General features: G+C 37.2%; 19 protein-coding genes and 1 pseudogene. 4 read left to right on the top strand and 16 right to left on the bottom strand.

The window, feature by feature from the left end; all coding sequences use genetic code 11:
• The 13 genes and pseudogenes from tssD (ASE74_RS24925) to ASE74_RS17910 form a co-directional block, all read right to left on the bottom strand.
• The coding region (tssD, locus tag ASE74_RS24925; RefSeq protein WP_304437833.1) for a type VI secretion system tube protein TssD at positions 1–119 on the bottom strand (119 nt) is incomplete at its 3' end.
• A gap of 106 nt (positions 120–225) precedes the next feature.
• Positions 226–557: pseudogene (gene tssD / locus ASE74_RS17960) on the bottom strand (type VI secretion system tube protein TssD); the annotation flags it as partial.
• A gap of 1 nt (position 558) precedes the next feature.
• On the bottom strand, positions 559–721 hold a 163-nt coding region (gene tssD, locus ASE74_RS25365), incomplete at its 3' end, for a type VI secretion system tube protein TssD (protein WP_304437832.1).
• 353 nt (positions 722–1,074) lie between these two features.
• A complete protein-coding gene (locus ASE74_RS17955; RefSeq protein WP_055912061.1) occupies positions 1,075–1,647 on the bottom strand; it encodes an NAD(P)H-dependent oxidoreductase in 573 nt (190 codons plus the stop codon).
• Positions 1,648–1,769: 122 nt separating this feature from the next.
• On the bottom strand, positions 1,770–3,158 hold the full coding sequence (locus tag ASE74_RS17950) for a DUF5458 family protein (protein WP_055912060.1): 1,389 nt from the start codon (positions 3,156–3,158) through the stop codon (positions 1,770–1,772).
• A gap of 18 nt (positions 3,159–3,176) precedes the next feature.
• On the bottom strand, positions 3,177–3,623 hold the full coding sequence (locus ASE74_RS17945; RefSeq protein ID WP_055912059.1) for a hypothetical protein: 447 nt from the start codon (positions 3,621–3,623) through the stop codon (positions 3,177–3,179).
• Positions 3,624–3,678: 55 nt separating this feature from the next.
• Positions 3,679–6,195, bottom strand: coding sequence for an ATP-dependent Clp protease ATP-binding subunit (locus ASE74_RS17940; protein ID WP_055912057.1), 2,517 nt, complete (start codon positions 6,193–6,195; stop codon positions 3,679–3,681).
• A gap of 8 nt (positions 6,196–6,203) precedes the next feature.
• Positions 6,204–7,004, bottom strand: a complete 801-nt coding sequence (locus ASE74_RS17935; RefSeq protein WP_055912055.1) for a hypothetical protein — start codon at positions 7,002–7,004, stop codon at positions 6,204–6,206.
• Positions 7,001–7,273 (bottom strand): hypothetical protein, encoded by a 273-nt coding sequence (locus ASE74_RS17930; RefSeq protein WP_055912053.1) that lies wholly within the window; start codon positions 7,271–7,273, stop codon positions 7,001–7,003. The genes ASE74_RS17935 and ASE74_RS17930 overlap by 4 nt, the downstream gene beginning before the upstream one ends.
• Before the next feature lie 52 nt (positions 7,274–7,325).
• Positions 7,326–9,698 (bottom strand): type VI secretion system protein TssR domain-containing protein, encoded by a 2,373-nt coding sequence (gene tssR, locus ASE74_RS17925; RefSeq protein WP_055912051.1) that lies wholly within the window; start codon positions 9,696–9,698, stop codon positions 7,326–7,328.
• A gap of 42 nt (positions 9,699–9,740) precedes the next feature.
• Positions 9,741–10,721 (bottom strand): PKD domain-containing protein, encoded by a 981-nt coding sequence (locus ASE74_RS17920; RefSeq protein WP_055912049.1) that lies wholly within the window; start codon positions 10,719–10,721, stop codon positions 9,741–9,743.
• A gap of 34 nt (positions 10,722–10,755) precedes the next feature.
• The gene (gene tssO / locus ASE74_RS17915) at positions 10,756–11,241 is read right to left on the bottom strand and encodes a type VI secretion system TssO (RefSeq protein WP_055912047.1); all 486 of its coding nucleotides are present in this window, start codon (positions 11,239–11,241) and stop codon (positions 10,756–10,758) included.
• Positions 11,242–11,252: 11 nt separating this feature from the next.
• On the bottom strand, positions 11,253–11,774 hold the full coding sequence (locus ASE74_RS17910) for a type VI secretion system TssO (protein WP_055912045.1): 522 nt from the start codon (positions 11,772–11,774) through the stop codon (positions 11,253–11,255).
• A 178-nt stretch (positions 11,775–11,952) separates the two neighbouring features.
• Here ASE74_RS17910 and ASE74_RS17905 point away from each other — a divergent pair, with 178 nt between their 5' ends.
• Both ASE74_RS17905 and ASE74_RS17900 read left to right on the top strand, forming a co-directional pair.
• Entirely contained in the window at positions 11,953–12,387 is a 435-nt protein-coding gene (locus ASE74_RS17905; RefSeq protein ID WP_055912043.1) for a GPW/gp25 family protein, read from the top strand.
• A 26-nt stretch (positions 12,388–12,413) separates the two neighbouring features.
• A complete protein-coding gene (locus ASE74_RS17900; RefSeq protein WP_055912041.1) occupies positions 12,414–14,279 on the top strand; it encodes a type VI secretion system baseplate subunit TssF in 1,866 nt (621 codons plus the stop codon).
• Positions 14,280–14,281: 2 nt separating this feature from the next.
• Here the strand turns inward: ASE74_RS17900 and ASE74_RS17895 are convergent, their stop codons facing one another.
• Entirely contained in the window at positions 14,282–15,220 is a 939-nt protein-coding gene (locus ASE74_RS17895) for a type VI secretion system baseplate subunit TssG (RefSeq protein ID WP_055912040.1), read from the bottom strand.
• A 117-nt stretch (positions 15,221–15,337) separates the two neighbouring features.
• On the opposite strand from ASE74_RS17895, the gene ASE74_RS17890 reads away from it, so the two are divergent.
• Both ASE74_RS17890 and ASE74_RS17885 read left to right on the top strand, forming a co-directional pair.
• Positions 15,338–16,231 (top strand): TssN family type VI secretion system protein, encoded by an 894-nt coding sequence (locus ASE74_RS17890; protein WP_055912038.1) that lies wholly within the window; start codon positions 15,338–15,340, stop codon positions 16,229–16,231.
• An 18-nt stretch (positions 16,232–16,249) separates the two neighbouring features.
• On the top strand, positions 16,250–17,389 hold the full coding sequence (locus ASE74_RS17885; protein WP_055912036.1) for a hypothetical protein: 1,140 nt from the start codon (positions 16,250–16,252) through the stop codon (positions 17,387–17,389).
• A gap of 80 nt (positions 17,390–17,469) precedes the next feature.
• Here ASE74_RS17885 and ASE74_RS17880 read toward each other — a convergent pair whose 3' ends face one another.
• Both ASE74_RS17880 and ASE74_RS17875 read right to left on the bottom strand, forming a co-directional pair.
• Positions 17,470–19,143, bottom strand: a complete 1,674-nt coding sequence (locus ASE74_RS17880) for an alkaline phosphatase family protein (RefSeq protein ID WP_055912033.1) — start codon at positions 19,141–19,143, stop codon at positions 17,470–17,472.
• A gap of 199 nt (positions 19,144–19,342) precedes the next feature.
• Entirely contained in the window at positions 19,343–20,737 is a 1,395-nt protein-coding gene (locus tag ASE74_RS17875) for a sodium:proton antiporter (protein ID WP_255352051.1), read from the bottom strand.
• Positions 20,738–20,841: the final 104 nt, after the last annotated feature.

Here is a 20,841-nt window from a genome sequence, read left to right as displayed (position 1 = left end):
CCACCATAAACACCTGATGATGGACGGCCTTTTGCGTCAACATCTCTATTTAATGAAAAGCTGCACTGTAGTACATCAAATTCTTTTGATCCTAAGTTTAAACGGGTTTTGAATGCCATTGTAGTAAATTTTAATGTTTTGAAAAATGAATTGCATTGGGCGGTTTGAGAATAGCATAGGCAATATTAAACCTCAGCCCCTAAACCTTACACCTTTTACCTCAAACTAGGCTTTTGGCCAATCGTTAAGGTGCTCGGCGTTGCCTAATTTAAGCTTTCTTGCCGAAATCTGGAATTTGAGCGTCATCGGGTGATCCCCAACAATGTTGATTCCTTCAGAATACTTAACAATGTAGCCATCTTCGAAGTTAACTTCTTTCATTTTGGCATCTTCTTCTGTTTTTTTGATCAGAAGCGTTCCTGTAATCGGTTTGTACTGGTTGTTTACCATCGCCTCGATAATTGAGGTGTCTTCGGTTGATTCGATCTCAATGTCGATGGTACCGCCGTAAACTCCGGAAGAAGGTCTTCCTTTAGCATCTACATCACGGTTTAATGNTAATTGAGGTGTCTTCGGTTGATTCGATCTCAATGTCGATGGTACCGCCGTAAACTCCGGAAGAAGGTCTTCCTTTAGCATCTACATCACGGTTTAATGCATAGGCACAATGAAGTACATCGTACTCCTTGCCTGAAAAATTTAATCTAGCTTTGAAAGCCATAGTTTTAAAATTTAAAGGTTAAAAATTTGATTTTTATGTAGCCTCCGCTACTTCAATCTTTAAACCAAATATCAGGCCAATTATGATCTATATCGCTCATATATAATGGATAGCCTTAATCAAAAAACGATAGTAAAATGCAAAAAGCACACTAAATGGTTAGTTGAATGAATTATTTTTGTGGATAAGATGTGGAAAAGTTAAAATATATTTTTAGTGTTACAAATACAAGCCAATACAAAATAAGCTACAAAGTGTAGCGATAATCGGCAAAGTGTAGCAATTTAGGGCAAAACCAGAACAACTTCCAGTATTTTACTCTATTATTCTACACTCCGATAAAAAAACTAAATTTAGATCAGTTGTGCTCCAAATTTTTCCATTTTAGCAACCCATTTCTGGCTATAATGATTTTCTAGCGAATGCAATTCGCCTATTGTATTGGTAAGCACAGGGCTCATTCTGCACTTTTCAAATACAGCCTTTTTAATGGATAAATAGGTTGTTTTTTTATTGGCTTTCCACTCTTTAAAAGTGGCTTCGTCCAAAATAGATACAATCCTTGCTGAACGGCCGCTAAAATTGTTGTTTACATTTTGCTGTTGGGTATTAAATATCTGATCGGGCATAAAAAGGCGATCGAAAAAGCCTTTAACTTTGGCAGGAATATGATCTACATATACCTGGCAAAAGAGCACAATATGGCTACTTTGCCTAATCGCCGTAAGGGCTTTCTGCAAATCGGGTTCTAATTCGGCAATCTGCCTGTTGTTAAACAGTTTGTTCGAATTAAATATCAGATCGATAATGGCCAACTCTTTCACAGTTGCGCCAACACTTTCTGCACCTTGCTTATAGGCGTTAATCAGGAAATTTGTAGATGCGTTTTTTTCAATATCCCCATTTAGGATAAGTACTTGCTTCATTTTTTTTGATTAATCTGATCTGGCCGATGCATTACAAAATTATAAAGAATTTGTTAAGTGTTATGCATATCCATAAAAAAACCCAACGCTAAGGTTGGGTTTTTATTTTCAGTAATCAAAAACTATTGTTGATTATACTCCGAGTTCCATGTGGTACTTTCGTCTTCACCTTTATGCCCATCAAGTTTTACAACAAAACTTTTAGCCGGGAAATATGGGGTAATGTGGATATCTAAATGAATCCTGTCTTTTTGAAGTTCATCTCTTTCGAAACGCATAATTTTAAACCTTTCAATTAAACGATCTGCACCTTGTATACCATCTAAAAATTTAACAATCTGCCCGCGTAAATCCTGCTCGGTTTTTGAAGTCCAGTTTTCGAATGCTCTTCTGTTTAAGAAATCGAACAATACTTTGGTGATATAATCAAATACACGAACAACAGAATATGTTTGCAAGCCAATATTATCTCCATTAAATAGGGTTTTCGCAGAGAAAGCCATTACTTTGCCATACTCATTTACCATTGGCACTAAGCCAACTCTTTCTAAATGAGAGATTTCGCTTTTCTTTAAATCGAATTTTACACCATCTACTTCGTTTATTGCACCATGTTTTTTACCGGCAGTAACCTGCGACATTAGTGTGTAATACATTTTACCTGCAAGTGCAGCTGATCCAGGTACAGTAAGGTCATCTTCTTCCCCAACCTCGGCAACTTTTCCACGGCCTACCAACCAGTTACAAGTCATGATTACGTTAGATCTGAAAGCATCGCCTCCGGTAAAGTTTGCTGCGGTAAACAAATCAAGTACATCATCAGGCTGATCAAGATCGGCAAAATCTGTTACCAGCATTGCTTTGTTATTGTGCGCTATTTTCCCCCATCTTTCTAATACTTTATTAGATCCCATATAACCCGGAACCACCATTAATGAGTAGTTATTGCGTAAATCCAAACGATCGTAATTTTGTTTCAGCTCATCATCCACATAATCGATAAAACGAGGATTATCCAAATCTTTAATCTGATCCATTGATGCATTTAAGAGCACCACATTTTTAAGTTTATCTGATTCGGTATTTTTGTAAAACAAATGAACCGATCTGTAAGCTTGCTCTAATTCTTTAGTACTTTCTAAGGCTGTTCCAAGGTTTTTCTTCAGATTTTCTTCCGCAGCATTTAACTTTTCGGTACTTTTTTCTACCATATCCGCAACAGAGCCGGAAGATTCAAGTACATCTATCCAAAGCTGAATTTTCTTTTTTAGCTCTTCGCGCTCTTTCTTTTTCTCGTCGCCGGTTAAAAAGATCTGCTTACGGGCTTTTCTTTCAGGATTTAAATTCTGAAGTCCATCAACTGTAGCTTCCAACAAATCGAAACCACCAACCCTGGCCAGTTTTTCTAAGTTATCTTTGAGTGATGTTTTTTCTATGGTTTTTACTTCGGCTGGTTTAAAACCTGCTTCGGATGTATTTTGGTCTGCTTTTAATTCTTGAGGGTTTGACATGTTTTCTCAGCGTTTAAATTATTTATTTTCCTCTAATTCATCAACAAAATTCTTTAAAGCACTAATGAATGCAGATTTAGTTTCTTCATCATCAAGGGTAGCTTTTAAAGTTTTATTCGATTTTAATTGTTTGATCACATTAAGCGACATTTCTCTCTCAATATTAACATTGGTGAGGTAATTGCTTTGGTTGATGATGTTTTTTACACCAAAATCTCCCAAATCGTTAAAATTTATAGTTTCGCCAACGGTAGATCCATCCTGCTTTTCGAAAGCTACTTTTACATTTGGTTTATAATGTTCGAACACCTCTTTAACCGTTTTTAATCCTTCTACCTTTTCTGGTTTAATGGGTTCGTTATCGGTAAGTTTTTGAACAAAAAGTGTTTTGTTATGGGCAATTTCTGCGAAAGCTTCTGAGGTATCAATTTTTCGTTCATTACCTCCAATTTCATAGTTAAACATAGTATGTTGATTTAGATTTAAGATTAAATTTTCTAATAATATAATAGTTAACGTTTTAACTCAATTTTTGTTCCAATATTACTGCTTCTGGTTGAATAATATTCCATTCCAACTGATCTTCATCCGGATGTTTGCTTACTTTAATCTTTGATCCTTTTTTTAGTTCACCCGAAATGATGTATTTGGATATTGGTCTGCGCAGCAGATTTCTGATTACCGCAGATAACTGACGTGCACCATATTTTGGAGTAAAGCCATCCAAGGCAATCATTTTCTTGGCATCATCGGCTATTTCAAAGTCGATACCCATTTTATTGAGAGATTGGATTAGGCTGCTTAACTGGATTTCGAAAATACGCACTACATTGCTTTCGTTGATTGGTGCAAAAGGAACAATTTCAGAAATTCTGGCCAAAAACTCAGGTCGGAAATGCCCCGCCATTACTTCCATCAATTGGTTAGATGCAGGAATAATGCCTTTACCTATCTGTTCGGCAATCCACTCGCTACCAATATTTGAGGTGAAAAGTATAAGTGAATTGCTAAAATCACCTTCTTTCCCCAAACGGTCGTGCATATGCCCTTCATCCAGAATCTGTAAAAAAGTATCAAACACTGATGGGTGTGCTTTTTCTATTTCATCGAAAAGCAATACAGAATAAGGTTGTTGTCTGATTTTATTCACCAGCAAACCACCTTCTTCGTAACCTACATACCCCGGAGGAGCACCATACAACAATGCTGCGCTATGCTCTTCTTTAAATTCGGACATATCAAAGCGGATCATTGCCTTTTCCTCATTAAACAAAAATTCGGCGATTGATTTAGCGAGTTCCGTTTTACCTGTTCCTGTTGGCCCCAATAAAAAGAATGAGCCGATGGGTTGGCCTTTTTTGTTCAATCCGCTACGAGATTCCAAAATTGCATCAGAAACTGCTTTTAATGCCTGATCTTGCCCCACCACACGTTTTTTAAGGTATTGCTCCATGTTGAGCAATTTCTCTTTTTCTCCTGCCTGCAATTTACCCATCGGAATTCCTGTTTTATAGGCAACGATAGAGGCAATATCCTGTTTTGTTATGCGGTCGCTTTTTTCTGCGGCGTATTTTTTTAATTCCTGAAGACTGCTGTTGATATAACCCTGATATTCATCAGCCGTTTCGAAAGCATCGGTTTGTGTTTCATCAGTTAAACGGCCAAGCAAAACCGGACTTAATTTATTCTGAAGTAATGAAAAAAGCCATTTATAATCTGCAAACTGATCGGCTTCTGACTGATCTGAATTTGCTTTCAATACTTCTAAATCGCTTTCCAAACTCTCAATTACCTGATCAGAAGTATCGTTCATCATTTTCATGGCGGCCATTGTACGGTCTAACAGGTCGAAAGCCGAATCAGGCAGGCGCCTATCTTTCATGTAACGTTTTGCCAAACGTACACATTCACCCAAGGCATCAGGCTCTATTGTTAAAGTATGGTGTTCTTCGTACTTTATGGCCAGTTTCTGTAGCATTTTTATGGTGCTTTCTTCGTTTGGCTCATTTACCTGTAATACTTCAAACCTGCGACTAAAGGCTTGTTCGGGTTCGATAATTTTACGGTATTCATCAATTGTGGTAGCACCGATTACGGTAATTTCTCCCCTTGCCAGTTCGGGTTTCAATAAATTGCCAATGCCTGCGCCAAGTGGTCCTTTACTATCTAATAAGGTATGAATTTCATCTATAAAAAGAACTGCTTTTTCAAACTGTTTTACTTCTTTGATGATGTTTTTCAAGCGGTCTTCTATTTCTCCTTTATAAGATGCTCCCGCAATTAAAGAACCTAAATCCAATTCAAAAAGCTGAACAGGCTTTAAACTTTCGGGAACATTTTGGTTTACTATATCAATAGCGAATCCATCAACCAGGGCTGTTTTACCTACTCCGGCATCACCCGTTAATATTACATTGGGTTTTGTTCGGCGGCAAAGAATTTCCATCATCATCCGCGTTTCTTTATCGCGGCCAATTATTGGGTCGGTTTTGCCATCACGTACCATTTGCAGCCTATCTATACAATATTTATGTAGCGCATTGCCTGTGCTTTTGTTTTCAGTACCTGATGTTGTTTTATCAGGCGAAACTACCCTCGATATTTCTTCGTCTTTTACGTAAAGATCCAAAATTTCGCGTTCCTTAATCGGGAATGATTTCAACTGGTCGGGCTGAAAACCAATGCCAGGTTTTGCCAAGGCAGTTAGCACGCATACTGGCGTAATGAGATCAAGACCAAGTTTAATGCGTACATTATCTGCTTCTTCAAAAATCACAGCAATTTCCGGGGAACCGCTTACGGTATCATTTAGACTGGCTGATTTAGCCTGCTCATCAATCCGAACTTCAGCCCACTCGCTTATGTATTCTTCATCTTTACCTATTGAGGTTATAAATGAACGTAAACCAACATCCTTATGCATTAATCCTTTAAGCAAATGGGCAGCAGAAAATACTTCATTTCTGTATTCCTTTGCCAGAGATTGTGCGATATGCAGTGCTGTTTTTACCGATTCGCTTAAATTTGTAATTGCCATATTTTTCTCTATTGAATGCTTTTTGCTCTTTTAGTATAACCTTCCAGATAATCGGAAACACTGTGCCACATTGTTTGTAAAATATTCTCTTCTGTTATTTTTTCATCACGTTTTTCTATAATTTTTGCACTAAAAGCCCGGATCACGTGCTCTGCGGAATCTTTTAAACTATCATCTTCTTTATCAAAATCTACTATTACAACAGGCTTGTTTGTAGAAACCTTAACAAGATTCTCGTAGAGATTACTAAAAGATATATCAGAAAATAATCCTGCAAAATCTATCCCTAAACCGATGTAACTAAAAGCTTTAACAGAGGCTGATGCCTCACTAAAAACACCACCCAATAGAGGGCCTGTTGAACCTAAGGTAAAGGCTCTATCTAAATCTTTCTTACCCATGCCCTTTCTATCATTGTAATAATTTCCTCCATCTTCAAAATGTGCTTTATTATAAGATTTAATATTATAAATCAGATTATTAAAGTTTAACACACCTCTTGGGAACAAACCTTGTACAAAACTTAAGTTGGCAAAAGATTCGTGCTTATTGGCAGATTCTCTAGCTTCCAATTTTCCAAAAACTTTACTTATTCTACGGTCTGAACGTGTTGTTTCACCTGTTTTTATTCTACCCTGTTCACCTCTTGCTGTTACGGTATCAATAAAACTGCATTTATGTGCTTGTATCTTAAGCGTTTTCCCTTCTTCTACAAACTTTATCCAAATACCGTTAAATTGTAGTGAAATGGTATTTTCAGCATTACCCGATAATAAAATATTATGCGATTTAATATGCCAAATCTTCATAATTCTATATTTAAAAAAGATATGGAAACAATAATAAATACATAAAATGCGCTCAAGCCTAAAATTATATAAATGGCTGATTTCCTATCACCTTCATTAATAAGTCTATAAATCATAATCCCTAAGGTTAATGTAATGGCAAAAAGAATCGAACCTATAATAATACCTTGTCTTTGCTTTAATATTTTAGCTAAAAATGGCAATAGCCAAAAAACAATCAACATTGGTTTCACATATTTATCAGACCGATATTTTTTGTTAGTCAGCATATTATTATTCAGATAACCTAAGCGGTAAACAAGACAGCAATTGTGATAGTAATTAATTTGCAGGCAATACTGCCGGGTTAAAATTATTTTCGGTGATGTAGTAATAGGTTTTTCCGTTCGATATAAACTGTTGCTCAATCTGAGTAGCGCGTTTAATCTGCTGTACGGATTGATTTAGCAATTTAATGTAGGTTTCAAACTGATCTAAAGGCATTTTAGAAGTGCTTTTTAAATCACTCACCTTGTATTTGGCTAAAAACTTATTATTTAAAGGCAAACCTGTAACCAGTTTAATGTAATCGGCCAAAGTCATGGCTTTAATATCACCTGATGATACTTTCATCCCCAATAACTGTTTAGGCATTTTTACATAATTTTTTACCAGCTTACTTCTAAAAGAAGACTGATCTGGCTGAAGGTTTTGACCAAGCATAATCGAAAAAACATCAACTATCTGCTTGTATTCCATATTGTTTAATACAATGGCGTATTGTAAACTGGAGCGGTTATTTTTTACCACATCTGCTGATACATTTGCTGTACTGTAATATTTAAAAGCATTGTGAGGCATCCTGTCGGCAATTTCTACACCTACAGGCAAAGGCAACAAACCTTCTACATCAGCAGATAAATTTTTGCGGGAGATGCCTGTTAAACGGAATGCACTATCCAAAGAGCTGATCTGGTTATAAATATCTGCATTGGTTTCTTTTACAAAACGGCGCAGCGCAATCGTCATACTCTGGTTGGAATTAACCGTTCCTTTTGTTGGAAATACAACTCCTCCTTGTATTAAACTATTTTTTGGATAATCTAAATAGTAAGAAATAGAATCTTGCAAACTTGTGTTGTAAGGTTGGAAGCTTTTTAAACCTTCACCTTTAACCATGGTATTTTTTCTGTATTCTGCAGAGCGGATGGCTGACTCAGAAACCAACTTACGTGATTGAATTACGAAATCATTAAACGACTGGTTAAAATCGCTATATACCTGTAAGGCCAAAATGCGTGCATCGGCCAATGCAACCTGCTCACTCAGTTCATTAATAAGATAATTATTGGTACCGCCAATGTTTCCTGTACTTCCTACCAAAATAATTAAATTGGTTTCATTCTTTTTGGCTTTAAACAGATTAATTCCTGCTTTTAATGCACTAAATACCGGTTCTTCTGAAATTTCGCCATTACACCTAAGTGTATTTTTGGCCTGGTTTGATAAAAAAGTCATTAATTGCCTGTAATCATCCTGAATAGGGCTCACAAAAATCCCCTGTAAGGCACATCCGCTTTCTCCGCGGTAAACTACCCCACCATAATTTACTTTGGTTCCTTTTCCAAAATCGCCCATTATACTTTCAAACGAAGCAATGGTATTTGTCATACCAGAAAGATATTTGGTCATCGGGCTTCCGCCATCCACTACAAAAACAACATTTACCTTTGTTTTATTTTTGCGGAGTTTCAGGTAGTCCTGATAAGAAAGTGCCGAGCCGTTAATGGTTAATATTTTATTGTCTTTTTTGTTATAAACATCAGTTGCAATACCTACAGCATATGCACCGGCATCATCCGAAACAACTGGTACACTTCTTAAAATCAGATTTTCGCTTGGCAATAAAGGATCTACCACGAAAGCTGTTCCCTTATCAATTCCATTTTTTATAGCAGTTGAGGTTGAATCGTCATTATCATAATTGCCAGGCTTAACTGAGGTGATGTACAAACGGTCTCCCCAGCTATGTACAGCTTCAGCAGAAACCCATCCATAAATACTTTTTAAGGCTGTATCGGCAACCAATTGGTCGTCCGATCCGATAAGATACTTTTTACCATCTTCTGATTTTTTGTAGATATAAGCAATTTCATGCAACCTCACTTTGGTTCTTCTATCTTTTAGCTCTGGCGTATTATAAACCAGGATAGAATCAGTTGTATCAAAATAAAATTTTGGCTCGGTTAAGGCATTTTTTCCGTTTATGATCCCAATAGCTTTTTCTGCATAACCTGTTTTTTGGTTAGAGAAAGCGCGTTGCCATAAAAGCAACTTGGCTTTAGAAATCCAACCGTAACTGATGGCACTTTTTTTATCGTTAATTTTCCGGCCTCTAATCATTCCGGCTTTGTATTTAATCAGTTTAAGGTATCCGTTTTCTTCTTTAGAAACATAAAAAGGTTCCATAAAGCTGATTTTCTTCATAATTAAACTTCCACCGGGTGAGGTTGTAGTGTAATTGTCTTCACGATCGGAAAAAACAATCCATGGCAAACTGCTGCTGCTGGTGCTTTCGTTTACATTGATGGTTTCGGCAGGCCTTTCGTAAGATTTAGGCATGTATTTCACTTTTTTGCCAAACGATGCCGGTGATTGTGCATAGGCAAACGATATTCCTAAAAACAGGATGGTTAAGGCATAATATTTTTTCATATTTTTTGTAAATGAGCTTTAAAATTAGGTTAAGATGTTAATCTATTTAGTTTTTGCCGGAGCCTCTGCAGTTGCTGTTGCTGCGGGCTGCGCAGTTCCGGAGTGTTGTTTAATATTTAATAAACTGGCGCAGGTAGAATTTGGCTTAATGGTTAATTGTGCTTCATCTACCGCTATTTCGCCTCCAAAAGTTAAGCCCATACAGTATGAATAAATATCTGTTTGTTTTTTCTTACCGTTCATTTCTACATTTACAGTTACTTTTTCATTGCTGCACATGTATTTGTTTATGAGGTAGTAATAATTGGAATTAAAATCGGCTCCATTTGCAATGGCCTGTAAACGGGCCCTGATATCATCAATCGTTTTGCGCTCGCCATCGCCAGGCGCAACCAGATCATCTACTATTTCGGCATTCGGATCGGTAATTAATATGTTTAAGAAAGCTGGTTTACGGGCTTTATCAGATCGAAGACGTACCACATATTTACCCGGAGCGCGGTAGGTGTATAAAGCAGTTTTTCCTTTAACATCCACACGGCCGGTTTCGCCGAAAGACCATTCAAAATCTTTTCCCTCACCATCGCCTTCCAGCCTGATTTCTTCATTAACCAAACCCGCAGTTGGCCCGCTTATGGTAAGTACGCTATCCACAGCAATTGCCCTAACCGTATCGCGTACCGTGATTGGAAATTCCTGGCGAAGTTCGCCATCTACAGTTAAGCGCACAATGTAAGTATCGGCTTTTGTGTAATGATAAGATCCAGTTTTGGTGGTGGCTTTTTCGCCATTTCCAAATTCCCATAACCATTTTGAGGCTTTTGGAGTGTTATCGGTAAAAACCAGGTCTTCGTTTAAATAAATTTCATCTTTAATGATTTTCGCATCAATTGCCCGCTTTTCGAACAATGAACTCTTAAATAAGAAAATTAGACCTGTTAAAAGCAATACAGCTAATAGGATGTAGAGAATAACGTAGCCCTGCGAATTTGAATTAACTTGCTTAGTGTTTGTGTCAGACATAGGTAGCGTTGTTTATAGGTTGTTTTGAGAATGTTTATCTTGCTGAAATGGTTTGTTGGAGTTGTCGCCTGTTGGTAATGCAATCGTCAAGCTGTTTTTGATAAAGTTCGATATCCGAAATGTTTTTATTCTGTTCCTGCCTGTCGTAAAATAATCTGTCGTATAAAAGTTGGTTCTGAACAAAAATTTTATAGCGAGAATCAGATGCTTTCCGGTCAAATGCAGATTTGATTGATCCTAATGAGCGTTGAATGTCATCTCTTAAAAATACAGCCCTAACATTTGGATTGTAACGTGTAATCCATTTAAAGGTAGTATCAACGATGGGCATGGTTTCTTTTACAGTATTTTCGAATACTTCATTTTCATTGATCTTTAATTCCAGGTCGGCTTTGGAAATTTCATACTTGGATTTACCGCTGTAAAAAATGCCAAAACTTAAAAGCCCAACTGTAAAAATAAATAGCGCTAAAAAGAACAAGAATTGTTCGCGCCTATCTTTTATGCTTAGTTTTATCATAATAGTGCTATTTACCGGCCAAACCTGCCGTTTCTAATTTTTTTTGCTGCTGATTGATTTGCTTGAATACATTCGTTAACCCTTTCTTTAGCCCGCTGTATTACAGACCTTGAATCGATAAGCGAATCTTGAAGGTTGGCCATTGCACCTACATTGTTGTTCAGTTTTTCGTACAACGTAAAGCTGGGTGTAACTTCTGTTTTTTTAGAAATAAGCTCTTTTATCCTGTTATTTGCGCTTTGAATATCGCTAAGTAAAATGGCCTGTTTACTCATTTCATCAGCATTATAATCGCTGTATTGTGAGAGTTCTTTAAAGCGGAGCAGAATAAGGTCGAAATTTGTATTGATATCTTTTCTCAGGTAAGAAAGTTTTTCAGTCTCTTTTACTTTTTTGTCGAGTAATGTGTACTCATAATCAGAAGCTGCATAAAATAGATAAATGCAAAGAATGGAGAAAAGGGTAAGAAACACAAAGTTTAAGATAAACTTGGTGTAAGCACTCCTAATTTCAATGGCGTTAATGGGTTTCATAGAGCGTTAATAGTTTCACATTGCAACAGTATAAGAATTAATCCGACATCAAATTCACTTAAAATCACACATCTTTCTCAAATTAACACTGTACCATAACAATTTTTAATATTTGTTGTTTGGTTATAAAAACGATTTTATTTCTTTTACTTTTAACAAACTTTAAGCCAAATCATCTATGTCTGAAAATTTTTACAACAAACCCTTCAGATTTAAGTCCATATTTTCAGGTGCTGGCCTTCAGCCAACTGACCTAGGTAAATCGATTTCGAACCACATAGAATTGATTATTTTCACCCGTTATGGTGAACATAGGTTTCACAATGATTTTGGGTGTGAAATATGGGACTTAGACTTTGAATTAATCGTGAGTGAAAGCATCTGGGAGGAAAAATTCCGTAAATCCTTATTAAAATCAATTACTAATTCTGAGTTCAGAATATACAATACTTCGGTAGAAGTGCGCATTACGGAGGTAGAAAATGTATATCCATTGCGTAAGATAACAGAGATCAAAAAAAAGGTAGATATTAGTGTTAGGGCACTGATAAAAACCACAGGAGAAAAATATTTTTTTAACACTGCTTTATTCCTCAGCCCCTTATCAACCTAAATTAAAACGCCCCAAATTTTCTACACATGAAGCCAGTTTTTTATTCATCAAAAGATGAAATCCGAAATAGAATTTTAAAAAATGCCGAAGATTTTTGGAATGTTAAAGACAGTAATGATTTTGACCCGCTGGTAAAACTGATTATTGAGGCGTTAAGCAACGAATTATTTAATGTATCTAATGATGTTAAAAACCTGGAAAACAGGATTTTTGATAAAATTAGCCGCATTCTGGCACCTGATCATTTAACCTCTTCATTACCTGCCCATGCAATTATGCATGCAAGGCCTATTGAAGATGAAGATTACCTTTCGCCGTATACCCAGTTTGCATTTAAAAAGAACATTCAGCAAGAAAACGATAAGACAAAAAAAACTGATATTTTCTTTAGTCCGTTACACGCTGTAAAAGTGCATAATGCATCTGTAAAATACATAGCCACCGGAAATACGCTTTTTAATGTTGAGCAATTAAGCAAACAACCTGGCTTAAATACGCTACCTGGCTCTGCTATTGAAAAAAACACCCTATATATTGGCTTTAGCGGGCTAAAAAACTGGATGGATTTTAATAAACTGAATTTATTTTTTGACTGGAAAAACTATTCGGTACCCGATAATGCTTACGACCTGCTATCATTGGGGAAATGGTTCTACAAAAACAATGAGCTTACGCCTTACACTGAACGTTTTATGGACGAGCCTTTAACGGGTAAGGTTGAAGCACCTTTTCACCACAAACAATTACTCAATCTGATTAAAGCCGACGTTTTGCAGTACTATAGCAACAGGTTTATCACGCTGGGCGACCTTAACGATTTTAACATCGACGATAGCAAAGAACTTCCTCCGGTTTTTGAAAATATTTTTCAACCTGGAGGATTAAATCAGATCGATGGAAAAGTTAAATGGTTAAAAGTTGTTTTTCCCGCAGCCATCAATCAGGAAATGCTGAACGAACTGCATATTTATATTAATGCATTCCCTGTGGTAAATAAACGGTTGAGCCAGATTAAACACCGGTTTAAAACCATGAATAACATTATTCCGATTAAAACTGAAGCAGCAGACCAGATGCTGGCGGTAGAAAACCTGAAGGATAATAAAGGCAAAAGCTATAATGAAATTCCATACACCAACGAGAATGAAAAGGGGGATGGCTCATTTTCAATCAGGTATGGTGGTACCGAACGTTTTGATACCCGAAACGCGAAAGAACTGGTTGATTACCTTTTTGAACTTTTAAGAGATGAAAAAGCAGCATTTTCTGCATACGGGCCTGATTTTTTAAGTACAATACTTAAAAACCTGGAACAAAATATTGCCCTTATTGAACAAAAAAGCCGCTCGGCATTGAAAGATATTAAAGAATTGCCAAGTTATATTGTATTGAAACCAATTGATGATGCAGATATCTTATTTCTGGATATTTGGGTTACTCAGGCTGAAGAAGCCAACCACATTAATGCAGGAAGCCGGTTGGTTATTTACGAAAACAACAGGGTTAATGCAGAAAGTGTCGTTTTACTGAGCCAAACAAAAGGTGGCCGATCACGACTTAATGCTGCCAACAGGGTTCAGGCTTATAAATATGGCTTAACCACTGCCGACCGGATTATTACCAAAGCAGATGTAATTAATTTTTGCCGTTACGAATTGGGCAACCAACTGAAAAGCGTTACGTTAGCCAAAGGTTTAATTATGGATAATAAGCCAAACGCAGGCTTTATTAAAACTACGGATATTATTATTGAACCGGCAGATCACCTTAAACTGAGCGCACAGGATTGGGAAGAACTTTTAAGCCTTACTTTAGCAAAATTAAATTTACGCAGTACCATGAATATACATTACCGAATGTTATTAAAACCTTCGATTTATAGAATGGCATAATGCTAAATATAAACGGTATAGCCAAGGTAGGCACTTTCAACATCGGCACTTAATACCGTTTCCTGAAAATTGACAGCGGTGAGCATTTCTACATTAACTTCCGCATCAACAGGTATGAGGTAACTAATGGCCATATCTAAAATGGCCCTGTTCTTTTGCCCTGGGATAAAATTAACGAGTTCGTGGGGCGAAGTTGGCCCAATATTGATGTTAAATGATTCATGCTCGGGTATAAAGCTATCTCCAATAATTGTATCAATGCCCAGGGCACTTCCACCCAGCTGCATCTGCATATTATCGGCTATTTTTATCGGCGTTATATTGGCGGTGGCATCTACAATGGCAATAGGCAAATTAAATAATGCGGTAAGCACTTTTGATGCAAACTCAATATCATTTCTTTTTTGCTGTATTTCTGGTAGTAAATGCATCCAGATGATACTTTGCTCTTTATTTAACAGGTTAAATTCGTCCCATCCAAGTTCAAAAATCTGGCTTAAATCTGCATAAGTAGTTTTTTTATCGAGCTTATTTTCATAGAGCTCGGTCATGATCCTTACATGGTTGATTTCTGCATCAAATGGGGTAAAAAATAACCTGGCCTGCTTTTCTTCCTCTCTCCTGTCTCTGATATCTTTAATCATCGATTCCTCATCCATGCCCGCGCTACCTGTAGGCGGACGATGGAAAAGTCCTTCGGGCAGCATATCGTATAAACCTTCCCTATTGATGTTTACACGGATACGATCATGCCTTCTTTTTTCAGAATAATAAGTGTTTGTATCTTCAATATCTTTTGCAAAAGCGCGCTTATCGGGCCCTATCGGAATGATTTCTATCCGATCTGCCTCAATTATATTTCGCTCTATCAAATCAGCAGCATAAGCCACAGCTTTGTAATCTGTAAAGAGTTCGTTATTAATCAAAGTTTCTTTTTTCATTTAAACTTTAAGCTTGCATTTTTGTTATAGATTAAATTTTTATTATCGAAAAAATAAAGGATCAAAATCAAATACTAAAGATACTATATTTGTAGTACATCACATCTAAAAAAATTAATGGACGTTAAATCATTTTTTATTCGCTTTCTCTTATTCCCGCTGATCTTTATTATCTCAACGGCAGTACTTTCTATCATCAACAAAAAGAACCAGTTTCTTAACAACAAAAGACTTATCGTAAGTGTTCTTCTTATCGGCATTATTTTAGCATTACCTGGATTTTTAGGTTTTTTAAACTTCAATTTTATGCCCTGGGGGTATATTATCTGCTGTATTTTTTACATTTTAATGGGTACGGTTTTCGTTTATTTATTAACCAAATATTATCCTAAGGATTTGCTGGAGCGTAAAGTATTTATCTTTTTCGCCACTTTAATTTCTGCCCTTTTATCTGTTTATTTATTTCAGCTTGCCTTTAACTGGTTAAGTTCGGTAAATTTTGGATGGTTTGGCGCAGGCAGCATCACCTGCTTCTTTGTGCCGCTTATTTTTTGGTGGGCCTATGTTTCACTGCTCGGTATTCCGTCAGAAATTTACAAAATCTGGAAATATCCAGACACTCCTCTTGACATCAACATGGACCATGTGGATTTTAACAGGCTTTTGGTATTGGAGCTGGAACTTTACAAAAAAAGTAGCGATCCGGAGCCTTTGAAAGTGAAGGTAAAAGCGGTAGAAAACATGAATTTTGGAATTTGGTTCCACAAATTTATTGATGATTATAATCTGAAGTTTGCTAAAAGTCCGGTTGAGTTTAAAGGCGATGACTATGAGAATTACAAATGGATCTTTTTTATCAAAACATCCTTTTTTAAACGGAACATTTTTATAGATCCGGATCTTGATATTATCGAAAACGGCATTACCGAAAAAATGACGATTTATGCCAAACGTGTATCAGAAAATGCAAATAAGCCACACGAAGTGGGAGAAAGTGCTATCTTTATCTAATCTATAAAAACATTTACCATGATAAAGCCGCTAAAATATAAATCCATTAACTGGATTAATGGCATGAAGCTTTCTAGTGATCATTTTACTTTAAGCGATCTCTATTTACAAGATTTTGTACGCGATGCTGTATCGCTGAACTTAAACAGCAGTAATTACGGTTTTTTACCTCCCTTTGCCGGCTATAAGAGTTCGCACGATATCGAAATATTAGAAAAAGCAACCAATCATATCGAAGTTAGGGTGAGGTACTGTAATGCGATTACGCCTGAAGGCTGCCACATTGATATTGTACAATCTGACAATATGGATACTTTGGTTCATAACCACTATTTTGGGCAATCTGAACCCCGAAATTATGTTATTTTACTCGTAGTTAATCCGTTTAACCGTACGCCATCTGGTACACCTAATCCTGAAGAAAGCCCTATCCGATATCCCGAACTGGCAAAAAGTTATTCAATTGCTGTTCTGCCAGAAACAGAGGTAAGCTCGCAAACGGCTGATAGTTATTTTTTAACCATTGGCCAGGTTTATTACGAAAATGGCAGATTATCCATCAATAACAATTATATACCACCAAGTTCGACCATTACGAGCCACCCCGCATTGATTAGATATTATGAATCTTTCAGCGTGTTATTAAATGATTTGCAATTGGCTGCTTTTAAAATTATTGATAAAACAAGCGGGCGTGATAACATTACCCCATTAGGCAAAAATATCAGGCTCATTTCTGAAAAGATTGTAGATTACATTGCAGGTTTGTTTTACGAATATAGAAATATTGCCCATCGCGAATCGCCAGTAGTTTTAGTAGGTTATTTCTCAAGCTTAGCACATATTTTTTTCACAGCGATTAAACTGATCGATCCGCGCGAAAGAGAGGAATTACTTAAATATTTTTATGAGTGGAAAGATGTAACCCCTGGTAATTTTGAAGAACTGCTGGCTAAAACCATTGAGTTGGTTTACGATCATAAACAGATTAACAACAGCATGCTTATGGCCAGCGAGTTTATGAATGTATTGGTTGCACTTTGGAATAAATTAAGCGGACTGGAATACATTGGCCAGCGCAAAGAAAATATTGTGGTTGCAGAACAACAGGTTGTGCAACAGGTGCAGGCCAGAAAAACCTGGACATTATTAGATTAAAACATTTCTCGGAACAATAAAAATGAAGCTGTACCCATAAATTCGGGTACAGCTTTTTTATTTACCATAATAGTTGCCTTTTAAAAATTAACAAGGGCCGAACCATCATAATTAGCAGGCTTTGCAATGCCTAAAAACTTAAGTATTGTTGGTGGCACGTTATACAAATAAGGGGCACCATGATAATCGGTAGTTTTTCGTTTAAATATTGGTGTAGTAAGCGCAGTCCAGCTAACTGTAGCACTATTTTTAGTTAGCATAGCAATTTGAGGCGTTACCAGGCTGCCATTATAAGTGGTTCCGGTACCTTCATTGCCTTTAGTGTATAAAACAAGATCGGAATTTTGCGGATGTGCAGATGTTAAAGCTGTAAAACTATAAGTACCAATACTTGTTGCGGGCAAAGCCGATTTAAATAACCTGATTTCGGAAATATTACCAGTAAAATACGGATTATAGTTGCCAGTTCCATCTTGACCGATTTTAAATGCGGTGCCACTTTGCAGGTCGCCCACTGCAGAAATATTACCCTCTGCAACTTGTATTCCACCATCGTAAAGCGTAGCTTTTTGCGTTGTACGGTTTACCACTACTGAAACATGATGCCATAACTGATCGGTTAAATCAACGCCATCAATATCCAATCTATGGGTTCCATCGCCAAAGTTAGCCCTGATTACGCCATTTCTGTTGGAAATGATAATTCCTTTGTTAGAGCCACTTGCCCAATTTTTATTTCCGATAATTACCGGATCGCTTGAGGCTGAAGTTGCCCTTGCCCTGAACTCGATGGTAAAACTCCCTGTTGCACTTAGGTTAAGACTACTTAGTGTTGGCAGCTGACCATAAACATTGGTTTTAAAATCGACAGTGGTAATGCTGTTCGGGATAGATTCTGTTGCAGTGGTAGGTAAAGTATTAACCAATTGTGGTGCAATAGCGCTGTTATTTAAAATGATAAATGCATTTTGTTCCAGGTAACTCGCACCTCCATGGCTGGCATCGCCTCCATGATCGGTTGCTACAACAATTAACCAATCTTCGTTATTATAACTTGGCCTGGCTTTTAAGGCAGTTAATATCCTACCAACACGCGCATCAACGGCCTTTACAGAATCCATATACATTTGGGTAGTTGTTCTGTAATTACTGGCATGCCCGGCATGATCTACATCATCAAAATGGCAAAAAGCAACATCGGTATTGCTCGTGGTAATTTCCTGGATAATTCTGGTTTCGGTAGCGTTATCACTTGCACTGTTTTGTTTAACCGTTACATCTTGCGTAGCTACAATAAAATCGTTAATTGATGACCAGCTCACAATTGATGCTGTACGTAAGGCTGGCAAGTTGGTTTTAATCTGCCTGAAAAATGAGGGATAGTTTACAAAATCTGATCCTGAAAAGCTATTATCAGATGCTTTGTGTTTGGCTACACCTACTCCTGTAAATAAAGCAGACCATCCGTTTGATGACCAGGTGGGTACCTGTGCCAATGCATTTGTACTGGTGTAGGATTGATCCATCAACGTTTTGAGGTTAGGCGCGTTTGCTGCCGTTATGGCTTTCCATACACAGCCATCAATACCGATAAATAACACCTTTTTAGGTTTGGCTGCCAAAGCACTTTTTGCCAGTGATTGCTCATCAGAAATTAGATTTTCTTCAGGAGTAACTGTACCTGCCTTTTTACATGAACTGATAAATAAGATGGACAGAAAAAATAGGAATGATAAAAATTTTAATGTTTTCATAGTTGAATAGGGTTTGAATGTTGTTTACATAAAAATTAATTTGTTTAGCTAAACTAAACAAAAAATATTTACAAAACACCTTATTCTAATTCAATACATTAATGATAACAATTAGTTAACCTTCCATTAAACCGTCATTAGGATTGGATTATGTGATGAATATTCAGTTTTTAAGGTTATGAGCACGATTTAGTTGGCGCTAGATAATTTTCAATCTTTCTTCTTCGAGGTCGATTTGATACAGTTGATGTCGGATGATTTCTTCGTCAACCGCTGGATCTTTGTTGAGTTCGGTTAGGTAGTTGCGTTGACTTTCCAATAGTTCGATAAAAATGGTTTTAGTACTTTCGTTCATCCAGCCATCATCAGTAGCGTTAGCTTTTTCTTCCCAGTGTTTGAGTAATGTTTCCATTGTCGCATTTCCATTCATTTCATTTTCGTACTTGTTTTTAAGAAATTGATAGGAATGTTGCTTTAAGCCCTGCTTCATGTTTCTTTTAACCATTTCATCGGTTTCCTGCCTGATGATAAAGCCAAAGGCACCTGTGCGCCTGATAATGGAAGGAAGTGTAAGTCCTTGTATCAAGAGTGTTAATAAAATCACAATAAAGGTGATGAACAAAATGAGGTTCCTTTGTGGAAAAGCTGTTCCATTATCGAATGATAAGGGTATGGCCAATGCGGCAGCCAATGAAACTACGCCACGCATACCTGTCCAACCGAGCAATAAGGGCATAAACAACAATGCCCTTTTGGAACGTGCGGCAGGCATTACGCCTGGGCGGAAAATAAGTGTGGCCATCATTGCTGCGTAAGAGCTAATGATACGGGCAACGATTAAAACGCCTGTAACCAATAAGCCATAACCTATAGCGGTGCTTAGGGGTATTCCCTGTGCACGTAAACCATCTCTAATTTCAGTGAGCTCTAATCCGATAATCAGAAATACTACGCCATTTAAAATGAATATAAAACTTTCCCACACGCTAAATCCTCTGATGCGACTGGTACTGTTTAGGAAAACCAATCGCCTTGCCGACATAAACAATCCTCCACTTACCACTGCGAGCACCCCCGAGCTGTGTAGCTGTTCGGCTATCCAGTACATAAAATAAGGTTCAATGAGTGTTAGTGCCGTATCTGATGGTGCATCAGTGGGTAAATATTTATGCACCTGAACAAATATCCAACCCAACAATAAACCAATTCCTGCTCCACCTAAAACCATCCACAAAAAACTGGTAGCTGCTTCCTGCCAAATAAACTGACCTGTACCTACAGCAACCAATGCAAAACGGAAGATTATTAACGAAGAAGCATCGTTTAAAAGGCTCTCGCCTTCCAAAATAGCAGCAGTAGATTTTGGAATTTTTACAAATTTTGTAATGGCGGCGGTGCTTACGGCATCAGGAGGGGAAACAATTCCTCCCAATAAAAACCCTAAGGCAATGGTGAATCCGGGTATGAGGTGATTGGTAACCAACGCAACTGATAAAGCGGTAAAAAAAACCACCAGAAAAGCAAAACTTCCAATAATCCGCCACCATTTTTTCATCTCTTTAAAAGAGATAGACCACGCCGCCTCATACAGCAAGGGTGGAAATCGAGTAAGAAGCAGGGAATTAGTTTCCCTGCTGTCTCCTCACACCACCGTACGTACCGTTCGGTATACGGCGGTTTGTTAGAATAAACTCGTTT

Source organism: Pedobacter sp. Leaf216 (assembly GCF_001421515.1).
Classification (GTDB): Bacteria; Bacteroidota; Bacteroidia; order Sphingobacteriales; family Sphingobacteriaceae; genus Pedobacter.
The sequence above is the reverse complement of the archived record's forward strand: the minus strand, read 5'-3'. Positions and strand labels throughout refer to the sequence as shown.

What these genes read in the sequence shown, in the direction of transcription:
- tssO (WP_055912047.1), bottom strand. Translation starts at nt 11,241, where the DNA reads ATGATAAAACTAAGCATAAAAGATAGGCGCGAACAATTCTTGTTCTTT.
- ASE74_RS17935 (WP_055912055.1), bottom strand. Translation starts at nt 7,004, where the DNA reads ATGAAGATTTGGCATATTAAATCGCATAATATTTTATTATCGGGTAAT.
- ASE74_RS17905 (WP_055912043.1), top strand. Translation starts at nt 11,953, where the DNA reads ATGTCTGAAAATTTTTACAACAAACCCTTCAGATTTAAGTCCATATTT.
- ASE74_RS17900 (WP_055912041.1), top strand. Translation starts at nt 12,414, where the DNA reads ATGAAGCCAGTTTTTTATTCATCAAAAGATGAAATCCGAAATAGAATT.
- ASE74_RS17890 (WP_055912038.1), top strand. Translation starts at nt 15,338, where the DNA reads ATGGACGTTAAATCATTTTTTATTCGCTTTCTCTTATTCCCGCTGATC.
- ASE74_RS17955 (WP_055912061.1), bottom strand. Translation starts at nt 1,647, where the DNA reads ATGAAGCAAGTACTTATCCTAAATGGGGATATTGAAAAAAACGCATCT.
- ASE74_RS17910 (WP_055912045.1), bottom strand. Translation starts at nt 11,774, where the DNA reads ATGAAACCCATTAACGCCATTGAAATTAGGAGTGCTTACACCAAGTTT.
- ASE74_RS17880 (WP_055912033.1), bottom strand. Translation starts at nt 19,143, where the DNA reads ATGAAAACATTAAAATTTTTATCATTCCTATTTTTTCTGTCCATCTTA.
- ASE74_RS17885 (WP_055912036.1), top strand. Translation starts at nt 16,250, where the DNA reads ATGATAAAGCCGCTAAAATATAAATCCATTAACTGGATTAATGGCATG.
- ASE74_RS17950 (WP_055912060.1), bottom strand. Translation starts at nt 3,158, where the DNA reads ATGTCAAACCCTCAAGAATTAAAAGCAGACCAAAATACATCCGAAGCA.
- ASE74_RS17930 (WP_055912053.1), bottom strand. Translation starts at nt 7,273, where the DNA reads ATGCTGACTAACAAAAAATATCGGTCTGATAAATATGTGAAACCAATG.
- ASE74_RS17940 (WP_055912057.1), bottom strand. Translation starts at nt 6,195, where the DNA reads ATGGCAATTACAAATTTAAGCGAATCGGTAAAAACAGCACTGCATATC.
- ASE74_RS17945 (WP_055912059.1), bottom strand. Translation starts at nt 3,623, where the DNA reads ATGTTTAACTATGAAATTGGAGGTAATGAACGAAAAATTGATACCTCA.
- ASE74_RS17895 (WP_055912040.1), bottom strand. Translation starts at nt 15,220, where the DNA reads ATGAAAAAAGAAACTTTGATTAATAACGAACTCTTTACAGATTACAAA.
- tssR (WP_055912051.1), bottom strand. Translation starts at nt 9,698, where the DNA reads ATGAAAAAATATTATGCCTTAACCATCCTGTTTTTAGGAATATCGTTT.
- ASE74_RS17920 (WP_055912049.1), bottom strand. Translation starts at nt 10,721, where the DNA reads ATGTCTGACACAAACACTAAGCAAGTTAATTCAAATTCGCAGGGCTAC.